Source organism: Alistipes sp. D31t1_170403_E11 (assembly GCF_015553985.1).
Taxonomy (GTDB): Bacteria; Bacteroidota; Bacteroidia; order Bacteroidales; family Rikenellaceae; genus Alistipes; species Alistipes montrealensis.
The window spans coordinates 245,504-269,860 of sequence record NZ_JADNHQ010000003.1; the positions used below are offsets into that span (position 1 = coordinate 245,504).

A 24,357-nucleotide genomic window follows, 5' to 3' on the forward strand; every position below is an offset into this window, starting at 1 on the left:
TGCAACCCGGAGTTGCGCGTATGCAGTCCGATCTGCCCGGGCCGCTCCGGCGGAGGCCTGTATGCCGGGCGGCAGGAAGCGTTTTCCGGCCGCCGTACGAAACCGAACTAAATATTTTCGCCCATGAAACTGCAATCGAAATATGCCGATCTGGTACTCAACCTGATGGTTGCCGTGGCTATCAGCCTGGTGGTCAACTTCTCCTACGTATTGTTGATGCTCGTGGACCTGAACACCGACACGCAGTCTCGTCCTGCCGGCGAACGGTCTGTCGAACGGAGCGACGAGGGCATCCTTTCGGTACATCCCGACGGCTACGGCTACCTGATCTACGAGAACGGCGACAGCGTCTATGTCCCGACGCGGCGGATGCGCTGGCTGGGAATCGCCTCCGGCGACAGGATCGTGGCCAACATCATGCCGCCCCGCAACGAGCGGGCGCATCCGATGCTGGGCGAGGTGCGCATGCACAACGGCATGGAGTTCGATTACAGCAAACTCTACAACGGACCTTCGAAAATGACCGAACTGCTTTTGCAGTTGTTCTATTACCTCGTCGTGTCGTTCGTAATGCTTTCGATCCTCACCTCCGTAAGGCGCAACTATTCGATGCCGCGTTTCGTGCGCCGCTGCCTGTGGTGCTGCGTCGCCGCGGTGGCCCTCTACTGCGTGGCGCCCGTCACGGATTGGCACACGGGCCGCATCCAGATGAATTTCATGGGCGGGCGGATGTTCGACTACATGCTGCTGCTCAAATGCTCGTTCGCCGTGGTGGCGGCGATGCTCTACGGGCGTATCTACGTGCTGATCTCGCAGCGGCAGGCTGTCGTCGTCGAGAACGAACAACTCAAGAACGAAAACCTCACGACGCGCTACAACATGCTTGTCGGGCAGATCAACCCCCATTTTTTCTTCAATTCGCTCAACTCGCTGGCGATGCTCGTGCGCGAGAAGCACGACCAGAAAGCTCTGATCTATATCGACCAGCTTTCGTATACGTTCCGCTACATCATCCAGAACGGGCAGAGCATGCTGATGACGCTCGACGAGGAATTGAAATTCCTCGAAGCTTACAGCTACCTCTTTAAAATACGCTATGCCGACAAGCTCTTTTTCGACATCGACGTGGACGACCGGTTCCTGACGTGGAAACTCCCGGCCTTCTCGCTGCAACCGCTGATCGACAACGCCGTCAAGCACAACTCGATCACCCGCAACAAGCCGTTCCACATCTCGGTGCGCACCGAAGGGGACCTGCTCGTCGTGTCGAACCCCAAGGTTCCCAAGCTCGAATCCGAACCTTCGACCGGCATCGGGCTGGAAAACCTGCGTAACCGCTGGCATCTGATCACCGGCAGCGACATCGAAATCGTCGACGACGGCGAAACCTTCTCCGTGCGTATGCCGCTTCAAAATCCTGCCGTATGATGAAAGCCCTCATTATCGAAGACGAAACCGCCGCCGCCCGCAACCTCGCGGCAATCCTGCGGCAGGCGGCGCCCGATATGGAGATCGTCGCGACGCTCGAAAGCGTCGAGGAGAGCGTCGAATGGCTGCGCTCGAATCCCCACCCCGACCTGTTGTTCATGGACATCCACCTGGCCGACGGCGATTCGTTCCGCATCTTCGACGCCGTGGAGATCACCGCCCCGGTGATTTTTACGACGGCCTACGACCAGTATGCCCTCGAAGCCTTCAAGGTCAACAGCATCGACTACCTGCTCAAACCGCTCAACGCTTCGGATGTCGGCCGTGCGCTGTCGAAACTGCATCGCCTCACGTCGGTCGAACGCCGCGATTACGGCTCCCGCGTCCGTACGATGGCCGCCAGCCGCCGCGAGGATGTTTTCCTGGTGCACGTGCGCGACAAAATCATTCCCCTGCAACGCGAACAGATCGCCTATTGCTATACCAGCAACGAAAAGGTCACGGCCTGCGGTTTCGACGGCACGGTCTACCCCATGGACAAGACCCTCGAAGCGCTGCAAACCCTGCTGCCCGAGGTGGACTTTTTCCGTGCCAACCGTCAGTTTATCGTCTCGCGCCGCGCCGTGAAAGAGATCGCCGTGTGGTTCGGCAGCCGTCTTTTGCTGCATCTCGTGGTCGAAACTCCCGAGCGAATCATCATCTCCAAAGCCCGTGTCCCCGAATTCAAAGCGTGGCTGAGGTCGCTTCACCCCGTTGAATAGGCGGTTGACCCCGTCGTTCTGCCGTTTTACCCGGAGCCCCGCTCCGGGTCTTCGTTTTGGTCTTACCTTTGCATCAGGAACTCCGGGAAAACGGATTCCCGAAATGTAATCAATGACGCAAACCAAATTCGAAAAATTATGAAAAAGAAGATTTTTGCGGCTGCTATGGCCCTCTGCCTGATGGCGGGAACGAGCGCTTTTGCGCAGGATAAAAAACCGGCTGCGGCCCCCAAGGAGCGTCCGACCACGGAGCAGATGGCCCAGCGTATGACCGAGCGCATGCAGAAGGAACTGAAACTTACGGAGGCCCAGGCCAAGGAGGTTTACAACGTCAATTTCCAGCAGATAAAGGAGATGATGGCCATGCGCGAGAAGATGGCCGAGGCACGTAAGGCCGAGGCTGAGAAGATGAAGTCGATCCTGACGACCGAGCAGTTCGTGCAGTGGTCGCAGATGCAGGCCAAGCGTCCGGGCGGACAGCACGGCCACGGTCCGCAGATGATGCACAAAGGAGATCGGCCGAAAGCCGGTAAGGAATGCTGCAACAAGCCTTGTCCCGAAAAGGGCAAGAAGGGAAAGGAGTGAGGTTAGGTCTCTCTGCGGCTAGTTGCAGCCGGGGGCGTCGGTCCGGTCGACTGACGCCCTTTTTTTGTCGATTCGCCCCGCAGCAGGCGTAAAATAGCTGCAAAAAGGTTAACTTCGCGTGCGCAAACCGAAATACACCGCACAAACACGTAGACGCATACAAACAGAACAAGATGAAACGAATACTACTCACTACCCTGCTGATGCTTTTCGCCGCCGCGGCTTTCGCCCAGAAAGGCAGCGTCACGGCAACGGTCGTCGACGCCGACACCGGGGAGACCGTCGCCGGAGCCGTGCTGACCGTGGCTCCCGTAAAAAACCCGGAGAAGAAACAGTATTTCACCTCGGCCTTCAAGGGCGCCGTGTCGATTCCGTCGCTCGCTTACGGCGAATACTCGCTGTCGGTGGCGTTCCTGGGCTACAACAATTTCGACACGACCTTCCGGGTCTCGGTGTCGAAAGTCAACCTCGGCCAGCTGAGGCTCAAGGCGGGGGTGCAGATCGAAACCGTTGTCAAGGAAGCCAAGGCGCTGCGCACCTCGCAGAAGGGCGACACGGTGAGCTATAACGCCGGGGCGTTCAAGGTCGTCGCCGACGCCGATGTCGAGGGCCTGCTCAAGAAGATGCCCGGCATCACCGTCAGCGACGGCACGGTCGAGGCGCAGGGCGAGACGGTCAAGAAGATTTTCGTCGACGGCAAGGAGTTCTTCGGCGAGGACGTTACCACGGCCATCAAGTCGCTTCCGGCCGAGGCCGTCGACCGCGTAGAAGTCTACAACAAACTCTCCGACGCCGCCGAGTTTTCGGGCATGGACGACGGCGAGGGCTATAAAGCGCTCAACATCGTGACCCACGCCAACATGCGCCAGGGCCAGTTCGGTAAACTCTACGCCGGTATGGGCTACGACGCCGACACCAAGACCGAGGACAAGGTCAAATACCTCGCGGGCGGTAATGCCAATATATTCAGCGGCGACAGCCGTATTTCGCTGATCGGCCTGTTCAACAACGTCAACCAGCAGAATTTCTCGTTCGAGGACATCCTGGGTGTTTCGGGTGGCGGTGGCGGCGGCCGGCGCGGCGGCGTAGGTCAGTATATGGTGCGTCCACAGAGCGGTGTGGCAACCGTCAACGCCATCGGCATCAACTACTCCGATTCGTGGGGCAAACGCGACCAGGTGACTTTCCAGGGCAGCTATTTCTTCAACAACACCAATACGGAGAACCGATCGACGGTGGAAAAATGGTATGAAGCTCCGATGATCCCCGACACGCTGATGACTAACGGCTATTCCGACACGAAGGGCTACAACCATCGTTTCAACGCCCGTCTGGAGTGGAAAATCTCCGAGAACCAGAACCTGATGGTCCGTCCGCGTTTCAGCTACCAGTCCAACGATCCGTGGAGCCGCACGACCGGATGGCAGTTCGGTGCTCCCGCGGATGGCGGCAGCGGTTACAGCCGTACGGACAATTTCAGCGACGCCCTGCGCCACGGTTACAACGTCGGGACGAGCGCCGTTTACCGGGCCAAACTGGGTAAGAACGGCCGTACGATCACCCTCGACGGGTCGTTCAGCTACTCGGACAATACGAACAATTCCAATTCGTGGTCGAATATCCTCGGCACGCAGCAGGATCGTCCGGCGATCGACCCGGAGACCGGAGCCTGGGACCCGGCCGATTACCTGCAATTACGCTACCTGCGCAACCTGGCGCCTTCGTCGTCGTACAGCCTGCGGGGTAATTTCACCTACACCGAACCCGTGTCCAAGTATGCGCAGGTGAGCTTCCAGTACCGTGCGTCGTACAATTCGCAGGAGCGCGACAAGCGTTCTTACATCACGGGCGACGACTTCTCGATCGCCGGGCTTATTCCCGACCGTTCGCTGTCGAACTCCTACGAGAGCGGTTATCTGACGCAGAGCGTGGGTCCCGGATTCCGCTATTCGAAAGAGCGCAACACGTTCGTGGCCAACGTCTACTACCAGCGTTCGGCCCTCGACGGACAGATCGTGCGCGACGATGCCGAGAAGATCAAGCACGCCTATAACAATGTGACCTATTTCATGATGGGCCAGTTGAACATCAACCGCGAGAATTCGCTGCGGCTCTTCGTCTCGTCCTACACCGACAGTCCGTCGATCACCGACCTGCAGAGCGTTTACGACGTTTCCGACGCCCAGAATATCAGCCACGGTAATCCGAACCTGAAACCGACCTACTCGCACCGGGTGAATTTCCACTACACCAATTCCAACGTCGAAAAGGGCCGGACCTTCATGTGGATGTTCTCGATGAACACGACGCAGGACTACACGGCTTCGCATCTGGTGCAAAGGCCCAGCGCCATCACCATTGACGGAGTGTCCTATACGCCCAATTTCTATTCGACGACCACCAATCTCAACGGTTACTGGCAGTTGCGGACCCACCTGAGCTACGGCCTGCCGATCGGGTTCCTCAAGTCGAATTTCAACGTCATGGCGGGCGTCATCTACACCAAGACCCCCAGCATGCTGGGCGGCACGATAGACGAGAGTACGGGTATGATCTCGGGCGGCGAGCGCAACGACACCAAGAACATGGGTTACGATTTTAGGGCCGTGCTGGGCAGCAACATTTCGGAGAACGTCGACTTCACCCTCTCGTGGAACGGAACCTACAACGAGGCCACCAACTCGCTGAATACGGACAAGTCGAAGAACCGCTATTTCAACCACACGGCGCAGGGCAACCTGAAGGTCGTCTTCCCGCTGGGCTTCACCTTCACGGCCAGCGCCGCCTATACGCAGTATATCGGTTTTACGAACGACTATACCGAGGATTACCTGCTCTGCAACGCCTGGCTGGGCAAGAAGGTTTTCAAGAACCGGCGCGGCGAAGTGATGGTCGGCGTCAACGACCTCTTCAACCAGAACCGGGCCTTCTCCCGCTCGACGGGCTCGGGTTATACGCAGAACTCCACCAACAGCGTCATCGGCCGTTATTACATGGTGCAGTTCACCTATAACCTGCGTCGCTTCGGCAAGAAGGGTTCGCGCAATATGAAGGATTACGACGGCGTCGAATCCTCCTCCGGTTCGCGCCGCATGGGTCCCGGCGGCCCGGGCGGACCTCCTCCGGGGATGTTCCACGGTCCGCGGTAACCAATCCGAAATCCGATTACATGGCAGGTTGATGAATATATTTCATCAACCTGCTTTGCGTTTGAGGTAAGTTCTAATATATTTCCACAAACAAAGACGCCGGGCTGAAACCCGACGTCTTTGTTATTATGCAACCGGGATGCTCAGCACCCTTCGTTCGTTTTCTCCTTCTCCGCGAGGCGTTCGCGCTGTTCGCGGCCGATCACCTGGTGAATGCCGATGCAGGCCAGTCCGCCGTAAACGACCGTGAGAATGACGAGCCATTTGATCTCGGCGAATACCTCGGGGATCGAAGCCCCCATGGTCTGGATGCGGATGAATCCGTTGACGCCGTGGCTGCTCGGGAAGAGTTGCCCGAGGTTGAACAGCCAGTCGGGAATGCCTTCGCGCGGGTACGACACACCGCTGAGCATCAGTACCGGAATCGAGGTCCAGAGCAGCAGCAGCAATGAGTTTTCGCGGTAGCGGAACAGCGTCGATACGGCGATACCCATGGCGATGCAGGCTGCCAGGTATGCCGCCATGAAGAGCATGACGGCTCCTGTCGCACCGTTCATCGGGAAGTGGAACAGCCGGTAGTGCAGTCCGAGAATATAGGTACAGGTCACGGCGTAAATCAGTCCGTAAACCAGCGCGCGGCCCAGCACCACGGGTAGCGTCGACATCCGCCGCCGTCCCGCGGGACAAAGTTTGTGGTAAAGCCCGAATTCGCGCCACGTACCGCCGATCATGCCGATGCCGATAAGCATCGTCTGCTGGATGATGACCATGATAATCGCCGGCATGACGAACGTGCCGTAACCCAGGTAGGGATTGAACAGGTTGTGCGATTGGTAGATCACGGGCTGCGTCGTGGCCTGCGCCTGCGGGATGTTGGCCCCCTTGGCGATCAGGCGCTGAAACTCGACCATCGCCCCCGTCTTGCCGATCGAGGTTACGACCTCCTGGAATACCTGCCGGTACATCAGGAAATAGCTGGCGTCGGCGTAGATCGCCACGTTGGCCTGCTCTCCGCCGTAGAGTTTTTCTTCGTAGTCGGACGGTATGTAGACCACGCCGTATATCTTGCGGCTGTAAAACAGTTCTTTGGCCTCCTCCATTGAGGTCGGGTTGTAAGCCACATAGGTGTTCGGCCCGGCGTTGAAGGTGTCGATCAGACTGCGGCTCGTCGGCGTGCGGCATTCGTCCACCACGCCGATCGGCACGTTGCGGAGCACCTGCGATCCGTAGGCCAGCGAGTAGGCCGTGGCGTAGATGATCAGCGCGAAGATTAGGATCAGCATGACGCCTGCATCTTTGAAGATCGTCCGGAACTCGTTGCGGACGACCGCCCCCAACTGCTTCCAATAGGAGGCTATCTGGTGTGTGAAACGACTCATATTATAACCTCCCCCAGAATTTTTCCTCCGTGCATACCTTTTTCAGGCGCGGCAGGCACAGGAGCGGTAAAACGATGAACAGCGACATGTAACATAGGTCGGGCAGCGAGTAGACCCACGGCGTTCCGCGCAGCATCTGGTCGACGAAGATGTCGGTGTAGAAGGTGAACGGAAAAATCTTGCTCACCCATTGCATCGGCTCCCACATGGCCATGATCGGGAACGTCAGTCCCGAAAAGGTAAAGGCCAGTACCGAATATCCGCCGCCGATCGAAAGCGACAGGCGCAGGTTCGCGAGCAGCGAGACGATCAGCACCGAGATCGACTGGTAGCTGAGGATAAACAGCAGCGTGCCGACGAGGATGACCGTGAGGCTGCCGTTCAAGGGTGTGCCCACGATCTTGAAATTGATAAGGAGCATTACCAGCGAGATCATGAACATCACCGCCGTGATGGGCAGTACCTTGCCCAGCAGCGCCGCCACCACCGATCCGTTGCCCGTGCCGAGCCATTCGCGCGCCGTAGCGTGCTTGAGTTCCGTACCGATGGCGAAGACGGTCACCATCACGACGAAGATCATCAGCATCATCGGCATGAAACTCGGCGAGAGGTAATAGCCGTAGTTGATGTGCGGATTGAAGAGCACGTGTTTGTCGAAACGTACGGGCATCAGCTGCGCCATGGCCTGCCGCTGCGTAAGCCCCTGTTTCATGAGCACCTGGAGCTGGATGCCGGCCGTAAAGGTCGTCACGGCGGTCTGTATGTCTTTCGACAACAGGCCGTTGACTGTGATGTTCGTTCCCGAAACATAGTTTTCGAGGTGGGTCTGGCTGTTGCTCAGGATGTTCTTTTCGAAGAAGGCCGGAATCTGCACGATGCACATGATCTTCCCTTCGCGCATCAGCCGTTCGCCCTCGTCCATGCCCTGAATGCCGTAGGCCACCATCGCCGTCGGGGTGTCGTCGATCATCTGCACGGCCTTGCGCGAGAGCGTCGTGTTGTCCTCGTCCAGGACGGCGATCGGGATGTTGCGGATCGCACCCTGGTTGAACAGCAGGGCGAAAAACGCGAACGACACCACGGGCAGGATGATCATCAGCACGAAATACATCGGCTGATGTGTCAGTCGGCCCAACTCGCGCCGCATTACGGCGTAGGTATTGTGCAGGAATCCGGGCATCGCTTACTTCCCGATTTGGTCCCAGTCGACGAGTACGCTCATGCCGGGGCGCATGTTCTCCGCTTCGGAAACGGCTTTGGCCTTGATGGCGAAGGTGCGGATGTCGAAACCGCCCTGCGTGCGGGTCGCCGACCACGTTGCGAAATCGGCCTGCGGCGAGATGTAGGTCACTTCGAACTCCACATCCTTGTCCAGCGCCGGGACGTATCCGCTCATGCGGGTTCCCATCTTCAGGCCCGGAAGCAGCGTCTCTTTTATGTTGAACGTCACCCACATGTCGCTCATGTCGAGGATGGCGACCACCGGATAACCGCTGCCGACCAGCTCGCCCTGTTCGGCGATGATCGTCGAGATTTCACCCGTCACGGGCGAATAAACCATCGCGTCGCTGATGTACGACTCGACTTCGCTCACGGCTCCTTCGGCCTGGCGGACGCGGGCTGCGGCAGCCTCCTTGTCCTCCTTGCGGGCGCCGTCTGTCGCCAGATCGTACTGCGCCTTGGCGGCCAGGGCCGTCGCTTCCATGGCCTTGTAGTTGGCCGTGGCTTCGTCGAGCTTCTGTGCCGGAACTACCCCGTCGTTGTAGAGGTTCTGCACGCGCTCATAGGTCTTGCGGGCCAGTTCCAGCCCGGCCTGCGCCTTCTGCCACATGTTCATGGCGGCCTCGATCTGCTGCACGCGGGCCCCGGCGAGGGCTGCGGCATCCAATGCGGCGGCTGCGCTCTTCACGGCTTCGGCCTGCTGGAGTTTAGCCTCCAGTTCGGGCGTCGAAAGCGTGTAGAGGAGTTGTCCCTTCTCTACGCGGTCGCCCTGTGCGACCTTCATGTCGTCGATGCGGCCCGGGACCTTCGACGAGGCCTTGTAGGTGGTGCACTCCACCGTGCCCTGAATCAGCGTCGGGGTCCGTTTGGTGAGGTACCAGCTGATCAGTACGACCGAGAGGACGATGACCGCTGCGGCCGCTAAGATTCCGATTACGTTGCTTCGTTTCATATCGTTTGCTGTCTTTATAATTTCGTTTATGGGGGCTTCGGGAGCCGGGTCGGAGGAATCTCTACCCTCCTATAAATCCGTTTTCAGCGGGGCGAAGTGGATCGCCTGTGCGTCGTTGCGGCGCGCATAGGCCGGAAATTCGTCGCTGATACCTGCCGCTTCGAGCAGTTGGGCCAGCAGCAGGTCGTAGTTGTAGGCGGCCTGCAAACGCTCGGTGCGGACGCCCGCGAGGTTCAGTTCGGCGTCGATCAGATCCGACGAAGAGCTCATCCCTTCGAGGAATGCGGCGTTTTTCATCCGCAGGTATTCCTCTGCGAATTTCAGCGACGAGTCGATCGAGGTCATCTGGTTACGGTAGTTCATCATCTGGTTGTAGAGTTTCTCCACCAGCACCGAAATGTCTTTCCCGGCCTTGTTCTGCAATTCACCCACGCGGCGTACGGTCTGCTTGGCCGCCGAGTATTTGTATTCGCGGTTCAGTCCGTCGAAAATCTTGATGTTGACGCCCACGCCTACGGCCCAGCGGGGCACGAGCCCTGCCACCTGGTAGTTGTAGAACGATCCGCCGCCTATGGCTGCCACCTGCGGCAGGAAGTTGGCGCGCTGGGCGCGTACGCCCTCCTGCGCCAGTTCGCGCTTGAGCGACACCTGGCTCAGCAGCGGGTTGCGCGTCTGTGCGAGGTCCTGGTAATAAGCGAGTTCCTCGACTTTTCCGAGGATAAACATCGCCGTCACCGGACGCCAGTCGTTTTCGCGTCCCAGCGTGTTCGACAAGGCGCTGGCAATGGTTTCGGCCTGCAGTTTGGCGTTTGCCAGTTCGCGCTCGGCCTCGGCCATCTTGAACTCCACGTAGAGGCGTTCGGTCTGGGCGATCATGCCGTTCTTCTCGAGGGCCCGGGCGTCCTCGAGGTGTTTGCGCACCCCGTCCACCACCTGCTGGCGCACCTCGACGACCTGCGTGGCGAGAGCCAGGCCGAAATAGCGTTCCACCAATTCGGATATCAGCGCGTTGCGGGTCTGGTTGCCCTGCTCGACGGCTGTTTTCTCGTTGATCTTCGCAGCGCGGTTCGCGGCGTTGATCTTGCCGCCCATCCAGATCGGAACGGTCACTTCGCCGCCCACGAATCCCAGGCTCTGGTCCTGCACCTTGAGGAACCAGTCGGCGCCCATCATCGGGTTCAGAAGCCCCTGGATGCCCTGGATAATGGCCGGGTCGGTAATCAGGCCGCTGCCCAGCACTTTGCCCGCGAGGTCCTTGGCCGGACCTTTCAGGTCGTTGAAATCGAATCCGATGTCCTTGGCCATATAGGCGTATGCACCCGAGACGTTGATCTGCGGCATGCGGAGACCGATAGCCGCGCGGCGTTCCTGCTGGGCGGCGCGCTCCTCGTAGGCGGCGGCCTTCAGCGCAGGGTTCTCCGTGAGGGTGACGGCGATCGCTTCGTCGAGCGAGAGCATCTGCCCGGTCTCCTGTGCGGACATTGCCGCCGGGGCCATCGCCGCCGCCATGAAGGCGATCTTGACTGCTATTTTCATAGTATTCATGCGTTTATTCGGCAAATATAGATTTTCTTGCAATATCTTCTGCTGCTGTGCCGGCATTTAGGACATTTTTAGGCCCTTATGGACACAAATTGCGCCTGTTTCATCACCACAGATGCGCATTGGCCTCACGTACTCCCCCGGCCATTTCGGGATAAACCCGCACGTCCACCCCTGCTTCGCGCAGTGTCTGCGCCCCGCGGCAGCAGACGAAACGGTCGGGTTCGTACGACGCAAAGGCTACGCGTGCGAATCCGTGGCGCAGAATCAGCCGCGTGCAGCTCTCGGGTTCGCTTTTCCGCTGCGAACAGGGCTCCATCGAGGAGTAAATCGCCGCCCCGCGCAACTCTGCGCCCGCATCGAGGGCCTTGCGGATCGCCTCCTGTTCGGCGTGGTGCGTGGGCGACGTTTCGTGGGTGTAGCCCGTGAAAGTCCGTCCGTCGGGAAGTACTATTACAGCCCCGACGCAATAGGAACCGGGGCCGGGTGTGCAGCGGAATCCCTCGGCGACTGCCAGCACCAGGTAGCGGCGGTCTTCGGCCGAGGTGTCGGGGTGCAGCACACAGGTCGCAACCTCCATGCCGCCGAGGTTTTCGTGCCGGCATCGGGCTCCTTCCGGAACCTCGAAGTCGAACCGCGCGCCACCCTTCTCCTGCCCCAGCGTCAACTGCGGGTTGACCGCCCGGCGCACCGTGTCGGCCATCCCTTCGGCGAGGAACATGCCGAGGATCGCGGCTCCCCCTTCGACCAGCAGGCTTTCGATTCCGCGCTTTTCGAGTTCGGTGACGATAAAGGCCGCCGTAATTGAACCTTCGGTTGATATAACCTCCGCAATATCCTTTAAATCGGGCATTTCAGACTGTGAAAAAACATAGCGGTCCGCATCCCCTTCCGTGAAGAACCGCAGGGCGGGAGCGAGTTCTCCCGAGCGGGTGACGGTGACTTTCGTCAGGTCGGGGCGCAGCCCCCTCGCCGTCCGCCGTTCGCGGGCCGCAGGATCGCGCAGGAGCAGCGCCGGATTATCGCGGCGCAGCGTTTCGGCTCCCACCAGGATGGCGTCGTGTTCGGCGCGCAGGCGAAGCATCGCTTCCCAGTCTTCGGGAGTCGAGATCATCAGCCGCCGGGGGGTGTTGTCGTCCAGGTAGCCGTCGGCCGTCGTGGCAAAAGAGAGTGTTATTCGCATATAACGCAGGTTCGGCGTATCGGTTTTATGTAATCCGGCCGTTGCCGGAATTTAGTTCGTTTTACACCTCAAGGTAAACAGGGTGACTTCGGGCCATGCGCCCAGCCGCATCGGATATGCAACATATCCCGTGCCGTCGTTGACATAAAGTGTGTGGCGGCCCGTGTCGTAACGGCCGCTCCAGTGTTTGTAAATCCACTCTGCAGGCGACCATCCGCGGCCCCAGGGGCGGATTTTGAACTGCATCGAATGTACGTGCCCCACGAGCGTCAGATCGCCGTAGCCGGCCTCCACGATCTGTTCCCAGAGCTGCGGAATGTGCACGAGGGTGATGTTGTAGAGCGAATCCGGAATACCGTTGTAGGCCGACGGAATCGCTGTGCCCGGCAGGTCGCGGTCGTGGCGGCGTTCGCGCAGCGCGGGATCGAACGACAGCCCCGTGAGCGAAATGCTGTCGGCGCCGCGCCGCAGGTAGACGGTCGTATCTTCCAGTACGTTCCACCCCATCGACCGCTGGCGCGCAACCACCTCGCGGGCCTCATCGGCCGCCGGAAAACGCACCGAATCCTTGATGTAAGTTCCCGCGTCGTGATTGCCCGTGACCGACCACACCGGACCTTCGATCCGCCGCAGGAGCGCCATGACGCGCTCGTCGAGCTCTTCGGCGCGGATGTTCACCAGGTCGCCCGTGAAGAACACGGCGTCGGGCCGCAGGGCGTTCACGCTGTCTGCCAGCCGCGTCAGTTCGCGTCCGGGACGGACGAGCGTTCCGACGTGCGTGTCCGTAATCTGAACGAACCGGTAGCCGTCGAAGGCTTCGGGAATGCGTTCGGAGCAGATTTCCACCCGGTTTACATGGATGCGCGTGCGGCCCCAGGTCGTGCCCCAGAGGAAGAAAAGGACCAATGCCCCGGCGACGGCGTATCCCGTGCGGCGCAGGTGTATGAAGTTGAAAACGTAGAATGCAAGGCGCGGCAGGACCGTTATGATCCATCCCCAGAACAGCCACATGTAGACGTACATCAATCCCGTTCCGTTGTCGCGGCTCAGGGCGCTGATGACCGACGAAATGACCGGCAGGGCGTCGGTCACGACAATCCATGCGATGAGCGTACGGCTTGCGGGGTTTTTGCGCCGCCGGCGACGGTAAAAATGGACGCAGTCGGCGGCAATAGCCAGCAGGGAGAGGAACAAAGTCATTAAAAACAGCATATATACCTTTTATTTATGTCTGCAAAGATAGTAAATTTTGTTATTCGCACCGACCCTTTGGCATACAACTTGCTGATTTTTCCGGTGAGTTTTAACTCACTGAGAACTAGCAAGAACATTCGTATAAACCAAATTTATTCAGCTTATGAAAACATTTCGACTTCTGATTGTGGCTCTGCTGCTTGCGGGTTCCGCATCGGCGCAACGCTTCGAACGCAAGGCCATGCGGGGCGAGTATTCTCCTACGGTCTACCTGATCTCCGCGCAGGAGGTGGACACCATCTACTACGGACCGGCTGCCATGCGGCAGGCGGCGGCGCTCAACCGCATGGCGATGGACAATGCCACGCAGGACTATATCGACACGCACCGTCCCGGTTTCCAGCAGGTTGAGAAACCCCAGTTCGTCTTCGCCACGAAGAACAACCGGTTCTCGTTCTCGCTGGGCGGCTTCGTCAGCCTTCGTGCGGGCTACGATTTCGACGGCAGCGTCGACAATATCGACTTCGTGACCTACGACATCCCCGTCCACGGCAATTACGACACCAAGCAGAAACTGATGATGGACGCTTCGACCTCGCGTCTTTTCCTGAAGGCCATCACCAACACCCGTGCACTGGGCCGCGTGGTCGTATTCATGGACGCCGACTTCCGCGGCGGCGCCGAGGGCAGCTATACGCCCCGCCTGCGGTCGGCTTACGTATCGTTCCTGGGCTTTACGCTGGGCCGCGACGTGACGACTTTCTGCGACCTTTCGGCAGCCCCGACGACCATCGACTTCCAGGGTCCCAACGCCTATAATTTCAACTTCGCGACGATGATCCGCTACGAGCACGCCTTTGCGAACAACCACCTCAAATTCGGCGTTGCGGCCGAAATGCCCCAGGTGAGCGGCACGTACAACGACAATTTCGCCACCCTGAAGCAGCGCGTTCCCGACTTCCCGGCCTACTTCCAGTATGCCTGGGGCGCCAACCGCGACAGCCACATCCGCGCTTCGGGCGTCGTGCGCAACATGTACCTCCACAACCTCCGCACGGGCAATAACACCTCGCTGTTGGGCTGGGGCGTACAGTTCAGCGGCACGATCAAGGTAGCGCGCCCCCTGCAACTCTTCATGAACGGCGTTTACGGCAAGGGCATCACCCCTTACATCCAGGACCTGACCGGTTCGGGGCTCGACTTCACGCCCAATCCGGAAAATGCCGACCAGATCCAGACAATGCCGATGTGGGGATGGCAGGCCGCAGCCCAGATCAACCTGACCCGGCGGCTGTTTATCTCGGGTGGTTATTCGATGGTCCGCGTGCAGCGCAGCCACGGTTTCTATGCCGACGACCAGTATAAGCAGGGCGACTACATCTTCGGCAATATCTTCTATTCGATCACCCCGCGCTGCAAGGTGGCCGGCGAGTATCTTTACGGTTCGCGCAAGGACATGAACGACGACAAGGGTCACGCCAACCGGGTGAACGTAATGCTGCAATACAGTTTCTGACGATGCTGTATAATAAATAGTATTGAGTATTTTTCGGGCGGTTTCTTCGGGAACCGCCTTTTTTGCGAATCTATCCGCGGGGATTCTTTGTACTTTTGGTGTCAAAAGTACCAAAACCATCCGCATGTCGTTCTCCGCGGGATCGTCTTCCGGCCCGTGCTGAGCGGGCGCAGTAAGATCGAGCCTTTACAGCCTCCCGCCCCGGGCGCACGGGCCGTCAGCCGCTCTTTTCCCGCTCCGAACGAGAATGCGGACCATTCACGCCGCCAACGGCGGCGAATAATCCCCGCTTGGCAAAAAAGGCGTCAAGAAAGATGCGGACTAAAAGCGCGAGCGGAGGGGACGGTTTGCTTGCAAACCCGCGAATAGTCGCCCGGAGCCAGCGTTAGGCCGCGTCTTTCAGCCTTTTTTGTCGGCGGGTCGGTTTTTACGCCGCTTTTTGACGACCAAAAAGCGGCAACACTTCGCGGCGAAGACACCGGTTTTATGTACTTTTGACATCAAAAGTACAAAGAATCTCCGCGGATGAAAGCCGCGGTTAATAGCCGACCAAAAAGCGGCAGAGAACACCAGTCGCAGACTGCGGTTTCATCCTGTGCCTCTAAAAGTACAACGAATTTCCTTCGGACCGAAAAAACGGCCCGACTGTTGCATGAAACGTTTTTTTTACTACCTTTGTCTTGACGATTCGCCTGCGTGCGGATTGTTTGCTTTGCTTCACGTGAAAACTGCAACTTTCAAATGTCGAGGCAAAGGTGCAAGGATGCTCCGCGAGTTGTCGGCCCACGGCCCGGCGACGGGGAGTTACCTGCTTTTTTATCGAAACTGCGCGTTACGGGCGTGGGTTCCTTGTATCTGTATTCGACATGGGCTGTTGCAGGCCTTCACGTGAGTATGGGTATCTTGGGGCCTGCGCCTTTCTTTTTCGAAAGCGCCGGCCCGGCATACGGACCGGCGGCTGGATGTTGCGTCACTGCTTTCTGATTCTTCATGGAGTAAGTTGCCGCCGGTCCTTTTTTCTTCCGGGGGCGGCAGTGCGGAACGTCCGACCAATCTAAAATAAGCTCAACCGCAGCCGTCAAGGCCCCGCCCCCGGTTTTCTTTCTCCGCTCCCCGGCGGCAACCGACCGGAATTTTGTTATCTTTGCCATCGGACTAATTGACTGAAGTATGGGAGAACTCAACGACACGATAGCCGGCTGGCTGACGGAATACGGATGGAACGAAGCCTATATCGGCTTGACCGCCAAGTCGATCATTGTGCTCGGAATACTCCTCGTCGCCTATGTGACGACGATGTTGTTCCGCCGTCTGGTCGTCCCGGCCCTGCAAAAAATCAGCGCCCGGACAAAAGTGACCTGGGACGACTACCTTTTCAGCGACAAGGTGATGCGCTCCGCCGCGCGGCTGATCCCGCCCGTCGTCTGGTACGTCCTGCTTCGGGCCGCCTTTTACGACATGCCCCTGCTGCTCGACGTTCTGCACAAAGGCTGCCTGATCTATTTTATCGTCGTTTTCCTGCAGCTCGTCGGGGCATTCCTCGATACGCTCTACGACATTTCCAGCCAGCACGAAACCCTGCGCAACCGTCCGCTGAAAGGCGTTTATCAGATGATCAAACTGCTGGCGGTCTGTGTCGGGGGCATTCTCATCATCAGTATCCTCATCGGCCGCGACGCCACGACTATCCTGGCCGGACTGGGCGCCTCGGCGGCCATCATCATGCTGATTTTCCGGGACAGTATCCTGGGACTTGTCGCGGGCGTACAGCTTTCGGCCAACGACATGCTGCGCCCCGGCGACTGGATCACGATGGCCAAATACGGCGCCGACGGTTACGTCACGGAGGTGACGCTGACGACGGTCAAGGTGCAGAATTTCGATAAGACCATCACTACGATCCCTCCCTATGCGCTGGTCAGCGATTCGTTCCAGAACTGGCGGGGCATGTGGGACAGCGGCGGACGGCGCATCAAACGGTCGCTGCTGATCGATGCGAGTTCGGTGCGCGTCTGTTCGGAGGACGAGTTGGCGAGGCTTCGCAAAATCGGATTGGCCGAGGTTACCGACAGTGCGGAACCCGTCGTCAACCTCTACGCGCTGCGGGAGTATGCGGCGCGTTATATAAAAAATCACCCGGGCATCCATCCCGACCTGATGCAGATGGTCCGCATGCTCCAATCCACCCCCGAGGGCATTCCGATCGAGGTTTACTGCTTCACCCGGGAGACGGACTGGGTCACCTACGAAAGGGTTCAGGGGGCTGTTTTCGACCACTTGTTCGCCGTCCTTCCCCAATTCGGACTGCGGGCCTACCAGCGCTCCTCCGACCGGGATTCGCAGCCCGGGGAGTCCTGACGGGACGCGAACCGGACGGGTTTCGTATATTTGCCAAATTCAAAACCGAAAATAAAATGGAATTTTTAGCGCAATACAATCTGACGGGCATCGTCATCGGCATAGCCACCTTTCTGATCATCGGCATCTTTCACCCGATGGTCACCAAGGGCGAATACTATTTCGGCGTGAAAATCTGGTGGCTGTTCCTGGTGATGGGTATCGCCGCGATCGTCGGTTCGATCGCCGTGCGGCACATCCTTTGGTCGACGCTGCTGGCCGTGTGGGGCGCTTCGTCGCTCTGGTCGATCGGCGAACTGTTCGAACAGCGCGAGCGTGTCGCCAAGGGCTGGTTCCCCAAAAATCCCAACCGCAAATAGCGGTTATTCCCGCCTCTGCGCGGGCGTATCGGTCCGGGGACAGGGCGATGCCTGCGGAGTTTGGAGAATGACGATGACGACGGCCGTGACGACGAGGATCAGCCCTATCGTGTCGTCGAACGAGAATTGCTCGCCGAAATGCACTACCCCGACCAGCACCGCCGTCAGCGGCTCCATCGACCCCAGGATCGAGGTCATCGTCGGCCCGATCCGCTGGACGGCCAGCACGAGGGTGAGGTTCGAAAGCACCGTCGGCAGTAACGCCAGCAACAGCAGGTTGCGCCATGCCGGCCATGTCCCGGCTACCTCTAAGCCCGAACTCGCGAGGGCGTAAACGAGGAACAGGACCGCCGAGAAGATCAGCACGTAAAACGCCACGACCAGCGGATCGAGCCTCGCAGCCCGGCTTTTCATCACGCCTATAATGTAGACGGCATAGGTCGCGACCGTCATCGCGGCGAATGCCAGTCCGCGGGCCGGATCGTTCTGCCCGGCGTCGCCCCAGGCCAGCAGGGCTACGCCTACCAGTGAGATGAAGACGGCGACGGCGATCCACACCGAACTGCGTTCGCGGAAAAAGAGCGTCATCGCGAGCGTCACCACCAGCGGATAGAGGAAATTTACGGTCGTAGCCACCCCGCTCGGGATGTAGTCGTAGGAGCGGAGCAGGCCCAGCGCCGTGGCGGCATACATCACGGCCAGCAGGGCCAGCACGGCGGCGTCGCGTCCCGAGATACGCAGGGTGCGCCGCGTGAAAAGTACCACGGCCCCCGTCATCAGCGCTGCGATGAGCATGCGGTAGAAAAGGATTGCCGGCGACGCCATGCCTGCCTGCAGGAGCGGAATCGAGAACAGCGGGACCAGCCCGAAGGTCGCCGAAGAGACTACGGCGTAAAATATACCCTTGAAATTGTGCATGGATTCTTTTTTAGCGTAACTTTACACCGCAATTACCATGCGAATACGTCGAATACATATCCTGATCGCCCTGACGTTCGCCGCGACGTGTTGTACGCCCGCGGGAGGCCCTGTGCAGTTCGCGCCTTCCCCGCCTGCCGGCTGGACGGGACCGGGCCCCGTGCCGCCGCCCCGGCGGATGCGGCTGTTTTTCGGCGGCGACGTGATGCAGCACATGCCGCAGGTCAACGCCGTGCGCCGCGGCGACGGATTCGACTACGAACCCGTTTTCCGGGCGCTCGAACCCCGTATAAAGGCCGCCGACCTGGCTGTCGTCAACCTCGAAACCACCCTCACGCGCCGAAATACTTATACGGGCTATCCGCTCTTCCGGTCGCCCGTGGCGTTGGCCGACGCCCTGCGCGACGCCGGTGTGGATGTCGCCGTACTGGCCAACAACCACTGCTGCGACGGCGGGGCCGAGGGTATCCGCACGAGCATCGAGGAGTTGGACCGCTGTGGAATACGTCACACGGGTGTGTTTGCGGACAGCGTTGATTACAAGGCGAATAATCCGCTCTACCTCACGTATTGCAGCATGCGGCTGGCGATCGTGAACTACACCTACGGAACCAACGGTATGCCCGTCCCGAAGGGCACGATCGTGAACCTGATCGACACCGTACGCATTGCCGCGGATCTTGCGGCAGCGCGCACCGCCGGGGTCGATTTCATTGTCGCGTGCGTCCACTGGGGCGACGAGTACCAGCGGCGCGAGAATGCCGCACAGCGGAGTTTGGCCGCATTTTTGCGTCGTCACGGAACCGACGTGGTGGTCGGGAGCCATCCGCACGTGATTCAGCCCTGGACGGCCGATTCGTCGCACGTGGTGCTTTATTCGCTGGGCAACCTCGTTTCGGGCCAGCGCCGCCGTTACACCGACGGCGGACTGGTGGCCGCCGTCGAAGCCGTCCGGCATCCCGAGGGGCGGATGACTTACCGGCTCGAAACGACGCCCGTGTGGGTCGGCGTACCGGGTTACCGCATCCTGACGCCCGAAGCCGCCGACACGATGGCGCTGCCCGCAGCCTACCGCACGTTCCGCGACGACTTCGACGCACTGACCGGAAACGGCTTATAGGTAAACCGAATAGTCCCATAGGAAGAAACGATGGGATTTTTTTGGAGATTGTTTCCGGAAATTGTTATCTTTGTAACAGTAAAAACGCACACACATTAAACAATATAAGATTATGGAAAAGAGCATCAAAGGCACACGCACCGAACAGAATCTGCTGAAGGCATTCGCCGGTGAAAGCCAGGCACGCAGCCGTTACGTATTTTTCGCAAGCAAAGCCAAAAAAGAGGGCTACGAGCAGATAGCAGGCGTTTTCGCCGAGACCGCAGAGCAGGAGAAGGAGCACGCCGAGCGTTTCTTCAAGTTCCTCGAGGGCGGCGACGTGGAGATCACGGCCAGCTACCCCACCGGCCCCATCGGTACGACGGCCGAGAACCTGCTCGCTGCCGCCAAGGGCGAGAACGAGGAGTGGGACGTACTCTACCGTGAATTCGGCAAGGTCGCCGAAGAGGAGGGCTTCATGGAGATCGCTACGGCGTTCAAGATGATTTCGACCGTCGAGGCCGAGCACGAGCGCCGCTACCTGAAGCTGCTGAGCCGCCTGACGGACGGCAACTTCTTCAAGCGCGACGGCAAAATCTGGTGGCAGTGCCGCAACTGCGGTTTCATCATCGAGGCCGAGGAGGCTCCGAAGCTCTGCCCTGCGTGCAAGCACCCCCAGGCCTATTTCGAGCCCAAGAAAGAGAACTATTAGTCGCATACGACACGACGACCGGCCGCATCCTGCAAAGGGTGCGGCTTTTTTGCGGAGACAACAAACAACATCCCGAAATAATTTTGTATTTCGGGATGTAATTTTTACGTTGAGCAGACATTACATAGGCCAACTTGTCGCAGGCCCCGCCGCCGTTCCGTTATTTCGTAGCTTGCCGTATTATTACGGAGTTCGTGGCGCTTTGCAATTCCACAACACGCGGGGAGCCGTTATTATAGGCCGTCAGTGCAAATGTCATTGTTCCTTCGTTTGCATAGGGCAAAATTGCGACGCTCGGAAGCGACAGCCAAAAAAGTTCATCTTCGGCAAGCTCCTGGGTGATGAAACTACGCAAACCGTTTGCATCCCTGTATTCGTTCTGCCAGCCGTCTTTCATGGTAAAGCCGATCTGGAACGTTCCGCCGGTTTTGGGAATAGTTATTTCTGCGGTCGAAACGAAAGATTGGATCATGGGCTTGCTGACTACGATGGGACTCTGGGCCGAGAGTGTGAATGGAGCGAAAAATGCGATCAGAACTCCGAAAAGAATCTTTTTCATAAGCTTTTGGTTTTGGTTGGATGTTTATAATTGCAGATTTCTCTGCTTTGCTGCTTGAGGTTCGGAGCCCGCGTGGAACTTCGTTGCATTTGGGGCTCTACGTAAAGTTAGTATATGTTATTTGTTTTTACAAATATTTATTGCAAAAACAGAGCAAAACTGGGCGATTATACGATGGATGAACACACGCCTGAAAGCGTTTCCTGTGTTTTGCCGGACCATATTGACGGCTTGATTCCGCCCCGATAATTTTTATTTCACGATTCTTAAATTTTAATTCTTTGTTGTATCTTTGTACGATTATCCGGAAATACAACAAAACATAAATATGGCAGACGAAAAAATCATCTTTTCGATGGTCGGCGTAAGCAAGACCTTCACCAACCAGAAACGGGTGCTCAACAACATCTACCTCTCTTTTTTCTACGGCGCCAAGATCGGCATCATCGGCCTGAACGGTTCGGGTAAATCGACCCTGATGAAGATCATCGCCGGGCTGGACAAGAACTTCGACGGTGAAGTGGTCTTCTCGCCGGGCTATACGGTGGGTTACCTGGAGCAGGAACCCAAACTCGACGACACGAAGACGGTCCGCGAGATCGTCGAGGAGGGCTGTGCGGCTACGGTCGCTCTGCTCAAGGAGTACGAGGAGATCAACATGAAGATGTGCGAGCCGATGGACGACGACGCGATGGCCAAACTGATCGACCGTCAGGGCGAGCTGTACGAGAAGATCGACCAGTGCAACGGCTGGGAACTGGACAGCGTGCTGGAACGCGCGATGGACGCCCTGCGGTGTCCCGATCCCGACGAATCGGTCAAGCACCTCTCGGGCGGCGAACGCCGCCGCGTGGCCCTGTGCCGCCTCTTGTTGCAGCAGCCCGACGTGCTGCTTCTGGACGAGCCGACCAACCACCTCGACGCCGAGTCGATCGACTGGCTCGAACAGCACCTCCAGCAGTACAAGGGTACGGTAATCGCCGTGACCCACGACCGATATTTCCTCGACAATGTCGCCGGGTGGATTCTCGAACTCGACCGCGGCGAAGGCATTCCCTGGAAGGGCAACTACTCGGGCTGGCTCGACCAGAAGACCACCCGCATGGCCATGGAAGAGAAGCAGGAGTCGAAGCGCCGCAAGACCCTCGAACGCGAGTTGGAGTGGGTGCGCATGTCGCCTTCGGGCCGCCACGCCAAGTCGAAAGCCCGTCTGTCGGCTTACGACAAGATGATGAACGAGGATACAAAGCAGAAGGAGGAGAAGCTCGAAATCTTCATTCCCAACGGTCCGCGTCTGGGCGACGTGGTGATCGAGGCCCACGAGGTTTCGAAAGCCTTCGGCGACCGCGTACTGTACGAAGGGTTGGAGTTCTCGCTGCCCCCTGCGGGTATCGTGGGCGTGATCGGTCCCAACGGAACGGGTAAGACTACCCTCTTCCGGATGATCATGGGCCTCGAAGAGCCTACGAGCGGTTCGTTCCGCGTGGGGCCGACCGTGAAACTGGCCTATGTGGACCAGCAGCACAAGTCGATCGACCCCGAAAAAACGGTCTTCGAGGTGATCTCGGGCGGTTTGGACCTCATGACGCTGGGCAACCGGCAGGTCAACGCCCGCGCTTATGTGGCCCGTTTCAACTTCTCGGGCGCCGACCAGGAGAAGAAGTGCGGCATGCTGTCGGGCGGCGAGCGGAACCGTCTGCACCTGGCTCTTGCGTTGAAGGAGGAAGGCAATGTCCTGCTGTTGGACGAGCCGACCAACGACATCGACGTGAACACGCTGCGCGCCCTGGAGGAAGGTCTCGAAAACTTTGCGGGCTGCGCCGTTGTGATCTCGCACGACCGTTGGTTCCTCGACCGTATCGCCACGCATATCCTCTCGTTCGAGGGTGATTCGAAGGTGGTCTTCTACGAAGGTTCCTACTCGGAGTACGAGGCCTGGAAGAAGGCGCAGGGCGGCGATACGGCGCCCCACCGCGTACGTTACAAGAAATTAATGGCATAAATATACAATGGCACAGAAACCTTCCATTCCCAAAGGCACGCGCGACTTCTCCCCTGCGGAGATGATGCGCCGCCAATATATTTTCGACTCGATTCGCCGGGTCTTCCGCTCTTACGGCTTTGCGCCGCTGGAAACCCCGTCGATGGAAAACCTTTCGACCCTGCTGGGCAAATACGGCGACGAGGGCGACAAACTCCTGTTCAAGATTCTCAATTCGGGCGACTACGCCGCGGGCCTTTCGGACGAGGAGGTGCGCAACGCATCGAAAATCTGTGAAAAGGGGCTCCGCTACGACCTCACGGTCCCCTTCGCGCGTTACGTCGTGCAGCACCAGGGCGAACTGACGTTCCCCTTCAAACGCTATCAGATTCAGCCCGTATGGCGCGCCGACCGCCCTCAGAAGGGCCGTTACCGTGAGTTTTACCAGTGCGATGTCGACGTGATCGGCACGCGGTCGCTGCTGTGCGAGGTCGAGCTGATCGAGATCGTCGAGCGGGTTTTCAAGGCCCTCGGTATCCGTGTCGCACTGAAGATGAACAACCGCAAGATCCTGTTCGGCATCGCCGAGGCCATTGGTCACGCCGACAAGATGATGGATATTACCATCGCCATCGACAAACTCGAAAAGATCGGACTGGACAACGTGAAGGCCGAACTGATGGAGCGCGGATTGGGGCAGGAGGCTGTCGACAAACTTCAACCGATACTCGAACTGAGTGGCGACAATCTGCAGAAAATTAAACAACTGCGCGATGTTCTTTCCGTCTCGGAGACGGGCATGAAAGGCATCGAAGAGATGGAAACCGTTTTCGGCTATGTCGACCGGTTAGGTATCGACCTTACGGTCGAGCTGGACCTTTCGCTGGCACGCGGTTTGAACTACTATACGGGAGCGATTTTCGAGGTCAAGGCCCTCGATTTCGCCATCGGCTCGATCTGCGGCGGCGGCCGTTACGACGATCTGACGGGCATCTTCGGTATGCCCAACATGTCGGGCGTGGGCATCTCGTTCGGCGCGGACCGCATCTACGACGTGATGACGGGCCTCGGGCTTTTCCCCGAGGATGTCAACTGCTCGACCCGGGTGCTGTTCGTCAACCTGGGCGCCGAGGAGGAGGCCGCCGTGCTGCCGTTGCTGCGCGATTTGCGCGGCCGTGAAATCGCCGCCGAAATCTACCCCGAAGCGGGTAAAATGAAGAAGCAGATGGAATACGCCAACCGCCGCGGCATCCCCTACGTGGTGATCGTGGGATCGCAGGAGCTGGAGTCCGGAGCCGCAACCGTCAAGGACATGCGCTCGGGCGAACAGCGCCAGGTGGCCTTTGCCGAACTGGCCGGAGCGGTTCAATAAAGACACTCAACGCCGCTTTCGTGCACTGCGGCGACAAATCCCGGGCGGAGGTGAATGCGGTCTTTGACGGCATTCCGGACCGCCCGGGT

The 24,357-nt window shown here is 58.7% G+C and carries 19 protein-coding genes; 11 read left to right on the forward strand and 8 right to left on the reverse strand.

The annotated features are described in order from the left end of the window. Window positions 1-123 precede the first annotated feature (123 nt). The 4 genes from I2E69_RS07465 to I2E69_RS07480 all read left to right on the forward strand — a co-directional run bounded on the left by I2E69_RS07465 (window position 124) and on the right by I2E69_RS07480 (window position 5,923). Window positions 124-1,428 (forward strand): histidine kinase, encoded by a 1,305-nt coding sequence (locus I2E69_RS07465; RefSeq protein ID WP_195460439.1) that lies wholly within the window; start codon window positions 124-126, stop codon window positions 1,426-1,428. Further along, window positions 1,428-2,189, forward strand: a complete 762-nt coding sequence (locus I2E69_RS07470; RefSeq protein ID WP_195460925.1) for a LytR/AlgR family response regulator transcription factor — start codon at window positions 1,428-1,430, stop codon at window positions 2,187-2,189. Before I2E69_RS07465 ends, I2E69_RS07470 begins: the two co-directional genes overlap by 1 nt. 138 nt (window positions 2,190-2,327) lie before the next feature. After that, window positions 2,328-2,774, forward strand: a complete 447-nt coding sequence (locus tag I2E69_RS07475) for a DUF4890 domain-containing protein (RefSeq protein WP_229095420.1) — start codon at window positions 2,328-2,330, stop codon at window positions 2,772-2,774. Window positions 2,775-2,947: 173 nt separating this feature from the next. Further along, window positions 2,948-5,923: a TonB-dependent receptor gene (locus tag I2E69_RS07480; RefSeq protein ID WP_195460441.1), complete on the forward strand. Its 2,976-nt coding sequence runs from the start codon at window positions 2,948-2,950 to the stop codon at window positions 5,921-5,923. 143 nt (window positions 5,924-6,066) lie between these two features. Here I2E69_RS07480 and I2E69_RS07485 read toward each other — a convergent pair whose 3' ends face one another. The 6 genes from I2E69_RS07485 to I2E69_RS07510 form a co-directional block, all read right to left on the reverse strand. Further along, window positions 6,067-7,302, reverse strand: coding sequence for an ABC transporter permease (locus I2E69_RS07485; RefSeq protein WP_195460442.1), 1,236 nt, complete (start codon window positions 7,300-7,302; stop codon window positions 6,067-6,069). Between the two features lies 1 nt (window position 7,303). Beyond that, window positions 7,304-8,482, reverse strand: a complete 1,179-nt coding sequence (locus I2E69_RS07490) for an ABC transporter permease (protein ID WP_195460444.1) — start codon at window positions 8,480-8,482, stop codon at window positions 7,304-7,306. Window positions 8,483-8,485: 3 nt separating this feature from the next. Continuing rightward, complete coding sequence (locus I2E69_RS07495) at window positions 8,486-9,475, reverse strand: HlyD family secretion protein (RefSeq protein WP_195460446.1); 990 nt, start codon at window positions 9,473-9,475, stop codon at window positions 8,486-8,488. 69 nt (window positions 9,476-9,544) lie between these two features. After that, window positions 9,545-11,011, reverse strand: a complete 1,467-nt coding sequence (locus I2E69_RS07500; protein WP_195460448.1) for a TolC family protein — start codon at window positions 11,009-11,011, stop codon at window positions 9,545-9,547. Window positions 11,012-11,123: 112 nt separating this feature from the next. Then, entirely contained in the window at window positions 11,124-12,200 is a 1,077-nt protein-coding gene (locus I2E69_RS07505) for a dihydrofolate reductase family protein (RefSeq protein WP_195460450.1), read from the reverse strand. Between the two features lie 51 nt (window positions 12,201-12,251). Further along, window positions 12,252-13,412: a metallophosphoesterase gene (locus I2E69_RS07510; RefSeq protein WP_195460452.1), complete on the reverse strand. Its 1,161-nt coding sequence runs from the start codon at window positions 13,410-13,412 to the stop codon at window positions 12,252-12,254. A gap of 145 nt (window positions 13,413-13,557) precedes the next feature. Here I2E69_RS07510 and I2E69_RS07515 point away from each other — a divergent pair, with 145 nt between their 5' ends. The 3 genes from I2E69_RS07515 (at window position 13,558) to I2E69_RS07525 (ending at window position 17,627) form a co-directional block, all read left to right on the forward strand. Further along, window positions 13,558-14,910, forward strand: a complete 1,353-nt coding sequence (locus I2E69_RS07515; RefSeq protein WP_195460454.1) for a DcaP family trimeric outer membrane transporter — start codon at window positions 13,558-13,560, stop codon at window positions 14,908-14,910. A 1,170-nt stretch (window positions 14,911-16,080) separates the two neighbouring features. Next, window positions 16,081-17,268 carry a mechanosensitive ion channel family protein gene (locus tag I2E69_RS07520; RefSeq protein WP_195460455.1) on the forward strand — a complete coding sequence of 396 codons (1,188 nt, stop codon included), beginning with the start codon at window positions 16,081-16,083 and terminating at the stop codon, window positions 17,266-17,268. Window positions 17,269-17,324: 56 nt separating this feature from the next. Further along, window positions 17,325-17,627, forward strand: a complete 303-nt coding sequence (locus I2E69_RS07525) for a DUF4491 family protein (protein ID WP_195460456.1) — start codon at window positions 17,325-17,327, stop codon at window positions 17,625-17,627. A gap of 3 nt (window positions 17,628-17,630) precedes the next feature. Here the strand turns inward: I2E69_RS07525 and I2E69_RS07530 are convergent, their stop codons facing one another. Further along, window positions 17,631-18,545, reverse strand: coding sequence for a DMT family transporter (locus I2E69_RS07530; RefSeq protein WP_195460457.1), 915 nt, complete (start codon window positions 18,543-18,545; stop codon window positions 17,631-17,633). A gap of 37 nt (window positions 18,546-18,582) precedes the next feature. On the opposite strand from I2E69_RS07530, the gene I2E69_RS07535 reads away from it, so the two are divergent. Together I2E69_RS07535 and rbr are read left to right on the forward strand one after the other, a co-directional pair. Beyond that, a complete protein-coding gene (locus I2E69_RS07535; protein ID WP_229095421.1) occupies window positions 18,583-19,665 on the forward strand; it encodes a CapA family protein in 1,083 nt (360 codons plus the stop codon). 112 nt (window positions 19,666-19,777) lie between these two features. Next, window positions 19,778-20,356, forward strand: a complete 579-nt coding sequence (gene rbr / locus I2E69_RS07540) for a rubrerythrin (RefSeq protein WP_195460458.1) — start codon at window positions 19,778-19,780, stop codon at window positions 20,354-20,356. Between the two features lie 160 nt (window positions 20,357-20,516). On the opposite strand, the gene I2E69_RS07545 is transcribed toward rbr, so the two are convergent. After that, on the reverse strand, window positions 20,517-20,915 hold the full coding sequence (locus I2E69_RS07545; RefSeq protein WP_195460459.1) for a hypothetical protein: 399 nt from the start codon (window positions 20,913-20,915) through the stop codon (window positions 20,517-20,519). Between the two features lie 328 nt (window positions 20,916-21,243). Here I2E69_RS07545 and ettA point away from each other — a divergent pair, with 328 nt between their 5' ends. After that, window positions 21,244-22,917: an energy-dependent translational throttle protein EttA gene (ettA, locus tag I2E69_RS07550; protein WP_195460460.1), complete on the forward strand. Its 1,674-nt coding sequence runs from the start codon at window positions 21,244-21,246 to the stop codon at window positions 22,915-22,917. Window positions 22,918-22,924: 7 nt separating this feature from the next. Next, entirely contained in the window at window positions 22,925-24,268 is a 1,344-nt protein-coding gene (hisS, locus tag I2E69_RS07555) for a histidine--tRNA ligase (protein ID WP_195460461.1), read from the forward strand. The last annotated feature ends 89 nt before the right edge of the window (window positions 24,269-24,357 follow it).

Coding starts and splice junctions, on each gene's coding strand:
- I2E69_RS07465 (WP_195460439.1), top strand. CDS start 124: ATGAAACTGCAATCGAAATATGCCGATCTGGTACTCAACCTGATGGTT.
- I2E69_RS07470 (WP_195460925.1), top strand. CDS start 1,428: ATGAAAGCCCTCATTATCGAAGACGAAACCGCCGCCGCCCGCAACCTC.
- I2E69_RS07475 (WP_229095420.1), top strand. CDS start 2,328: ATGAAAAAGAAGATTTTTGCGGCTGCTATGGCCCTCTGCCTGATGGCG.
- I2E69_RS07480 (WP_195460441.1), top strand. CDS start 2,948: ATGAAACGAATACTACTCACTACCCTGCTGATGCTTTTCGCCGCCGCG.
- I2E69_RS07485 (WP_195460442.1), bottom strand. CDS start 7,302: ATGAGTCGTTTCACACACCAGATAGCCTCCTATTGGAAGCAGTTGGGG.
- I2E69_RS07490 (WP_195460444.1), bottom strand. CDS start 8,482: ATGCCCGGATTCCTGCACAATACCTACGCCGTAATGCGGCGCGAGTTG.
- I2E69_RS07495 (WP_195460446.1), bottom strand. CDS start 9,475: ATGAAACGAAGCAACGTAATCGGAATCTTAGCGGCCGCAGCGGTCATC.
- I2E69_RS07500 (WP_195460448.1), bottom strand. CDS start 11,011: ATGAAAATAGCAGTCAAGATCGCCTTCATGGCGGCGGCGATGGCCCCG.
- I2E69_RS07505 (WP_195460450.1), bottom strand. CDS start 12,200: ATGCGAATAACACTCTCTTTTGCCACGACGGCCGACGGCTACCTGGAC.
- I2E69_RS07510 (WP_195460452.1), bottom strand. CDS start 13,412: ATGCTGTTTTTAATGACTTTGTTCCTCTCCCTGCTGGCTATTGCCGCC.
- I2E69_RS07515 (WP_195460454.1), top strand. CDS start 13,558: ATGAAAACATTTCGACTTCTGATTGTGGCTCTGCTGCTTGCGGGTTCC.
- I2E69_RS07520 (WP_195460455.1), top strand. CDS start 16,081: ATGGGAGAACTCAACGACACGATAGCCGGCTGGCTGACGGAATACGGA.
- I2E69_RS07525 (WP_195460456.1), top strand. CDS start 17,325: ATGGAATTTTTAGCGCAATACAATCTGACGGGCATCGTCATCGGCATA.
- I2E69_RS07530 (WP_195460457.1), bottom strand. CDS start 18,545: ATGCACAATTTCAAGGGTATATTTTACGCCGTAGTCTCTTCGGCGACC.
- I2E69_RS07535 (WP_229095421.1), top strand. CDS start 18,583: ATGCGAATACGTCGAATACATATCCTGATCGCCCTGACGTTCGCCGCG.
- rbr (WP_195460458.1), top strand. CDS start 19,778: ATGGAAAAGAGCATCAAAGGCACACGCACCGAACAGAATCTGCTGAAG.
- I2E69_RS07545 (WP_195460459.1), bottom strand. CDS start 20,915: ATGAAAAAGATTCTTTTCGGAGTTCTGATCGCATTTTTCGCTCCATTC.
- ettA (WP_195460460.1), top strand. CDS start 21,244: ATGGCAGACGAAAAAATCATCTTTTCGATGGTCGGCGTAAGCAAGACC.
- hisS (WP_195460461.1), top strand. CDS start 22,925: ATGGCACAGAAACCTTCCATTCCCAAAGGCACGCGCGACTTCTCCCCT.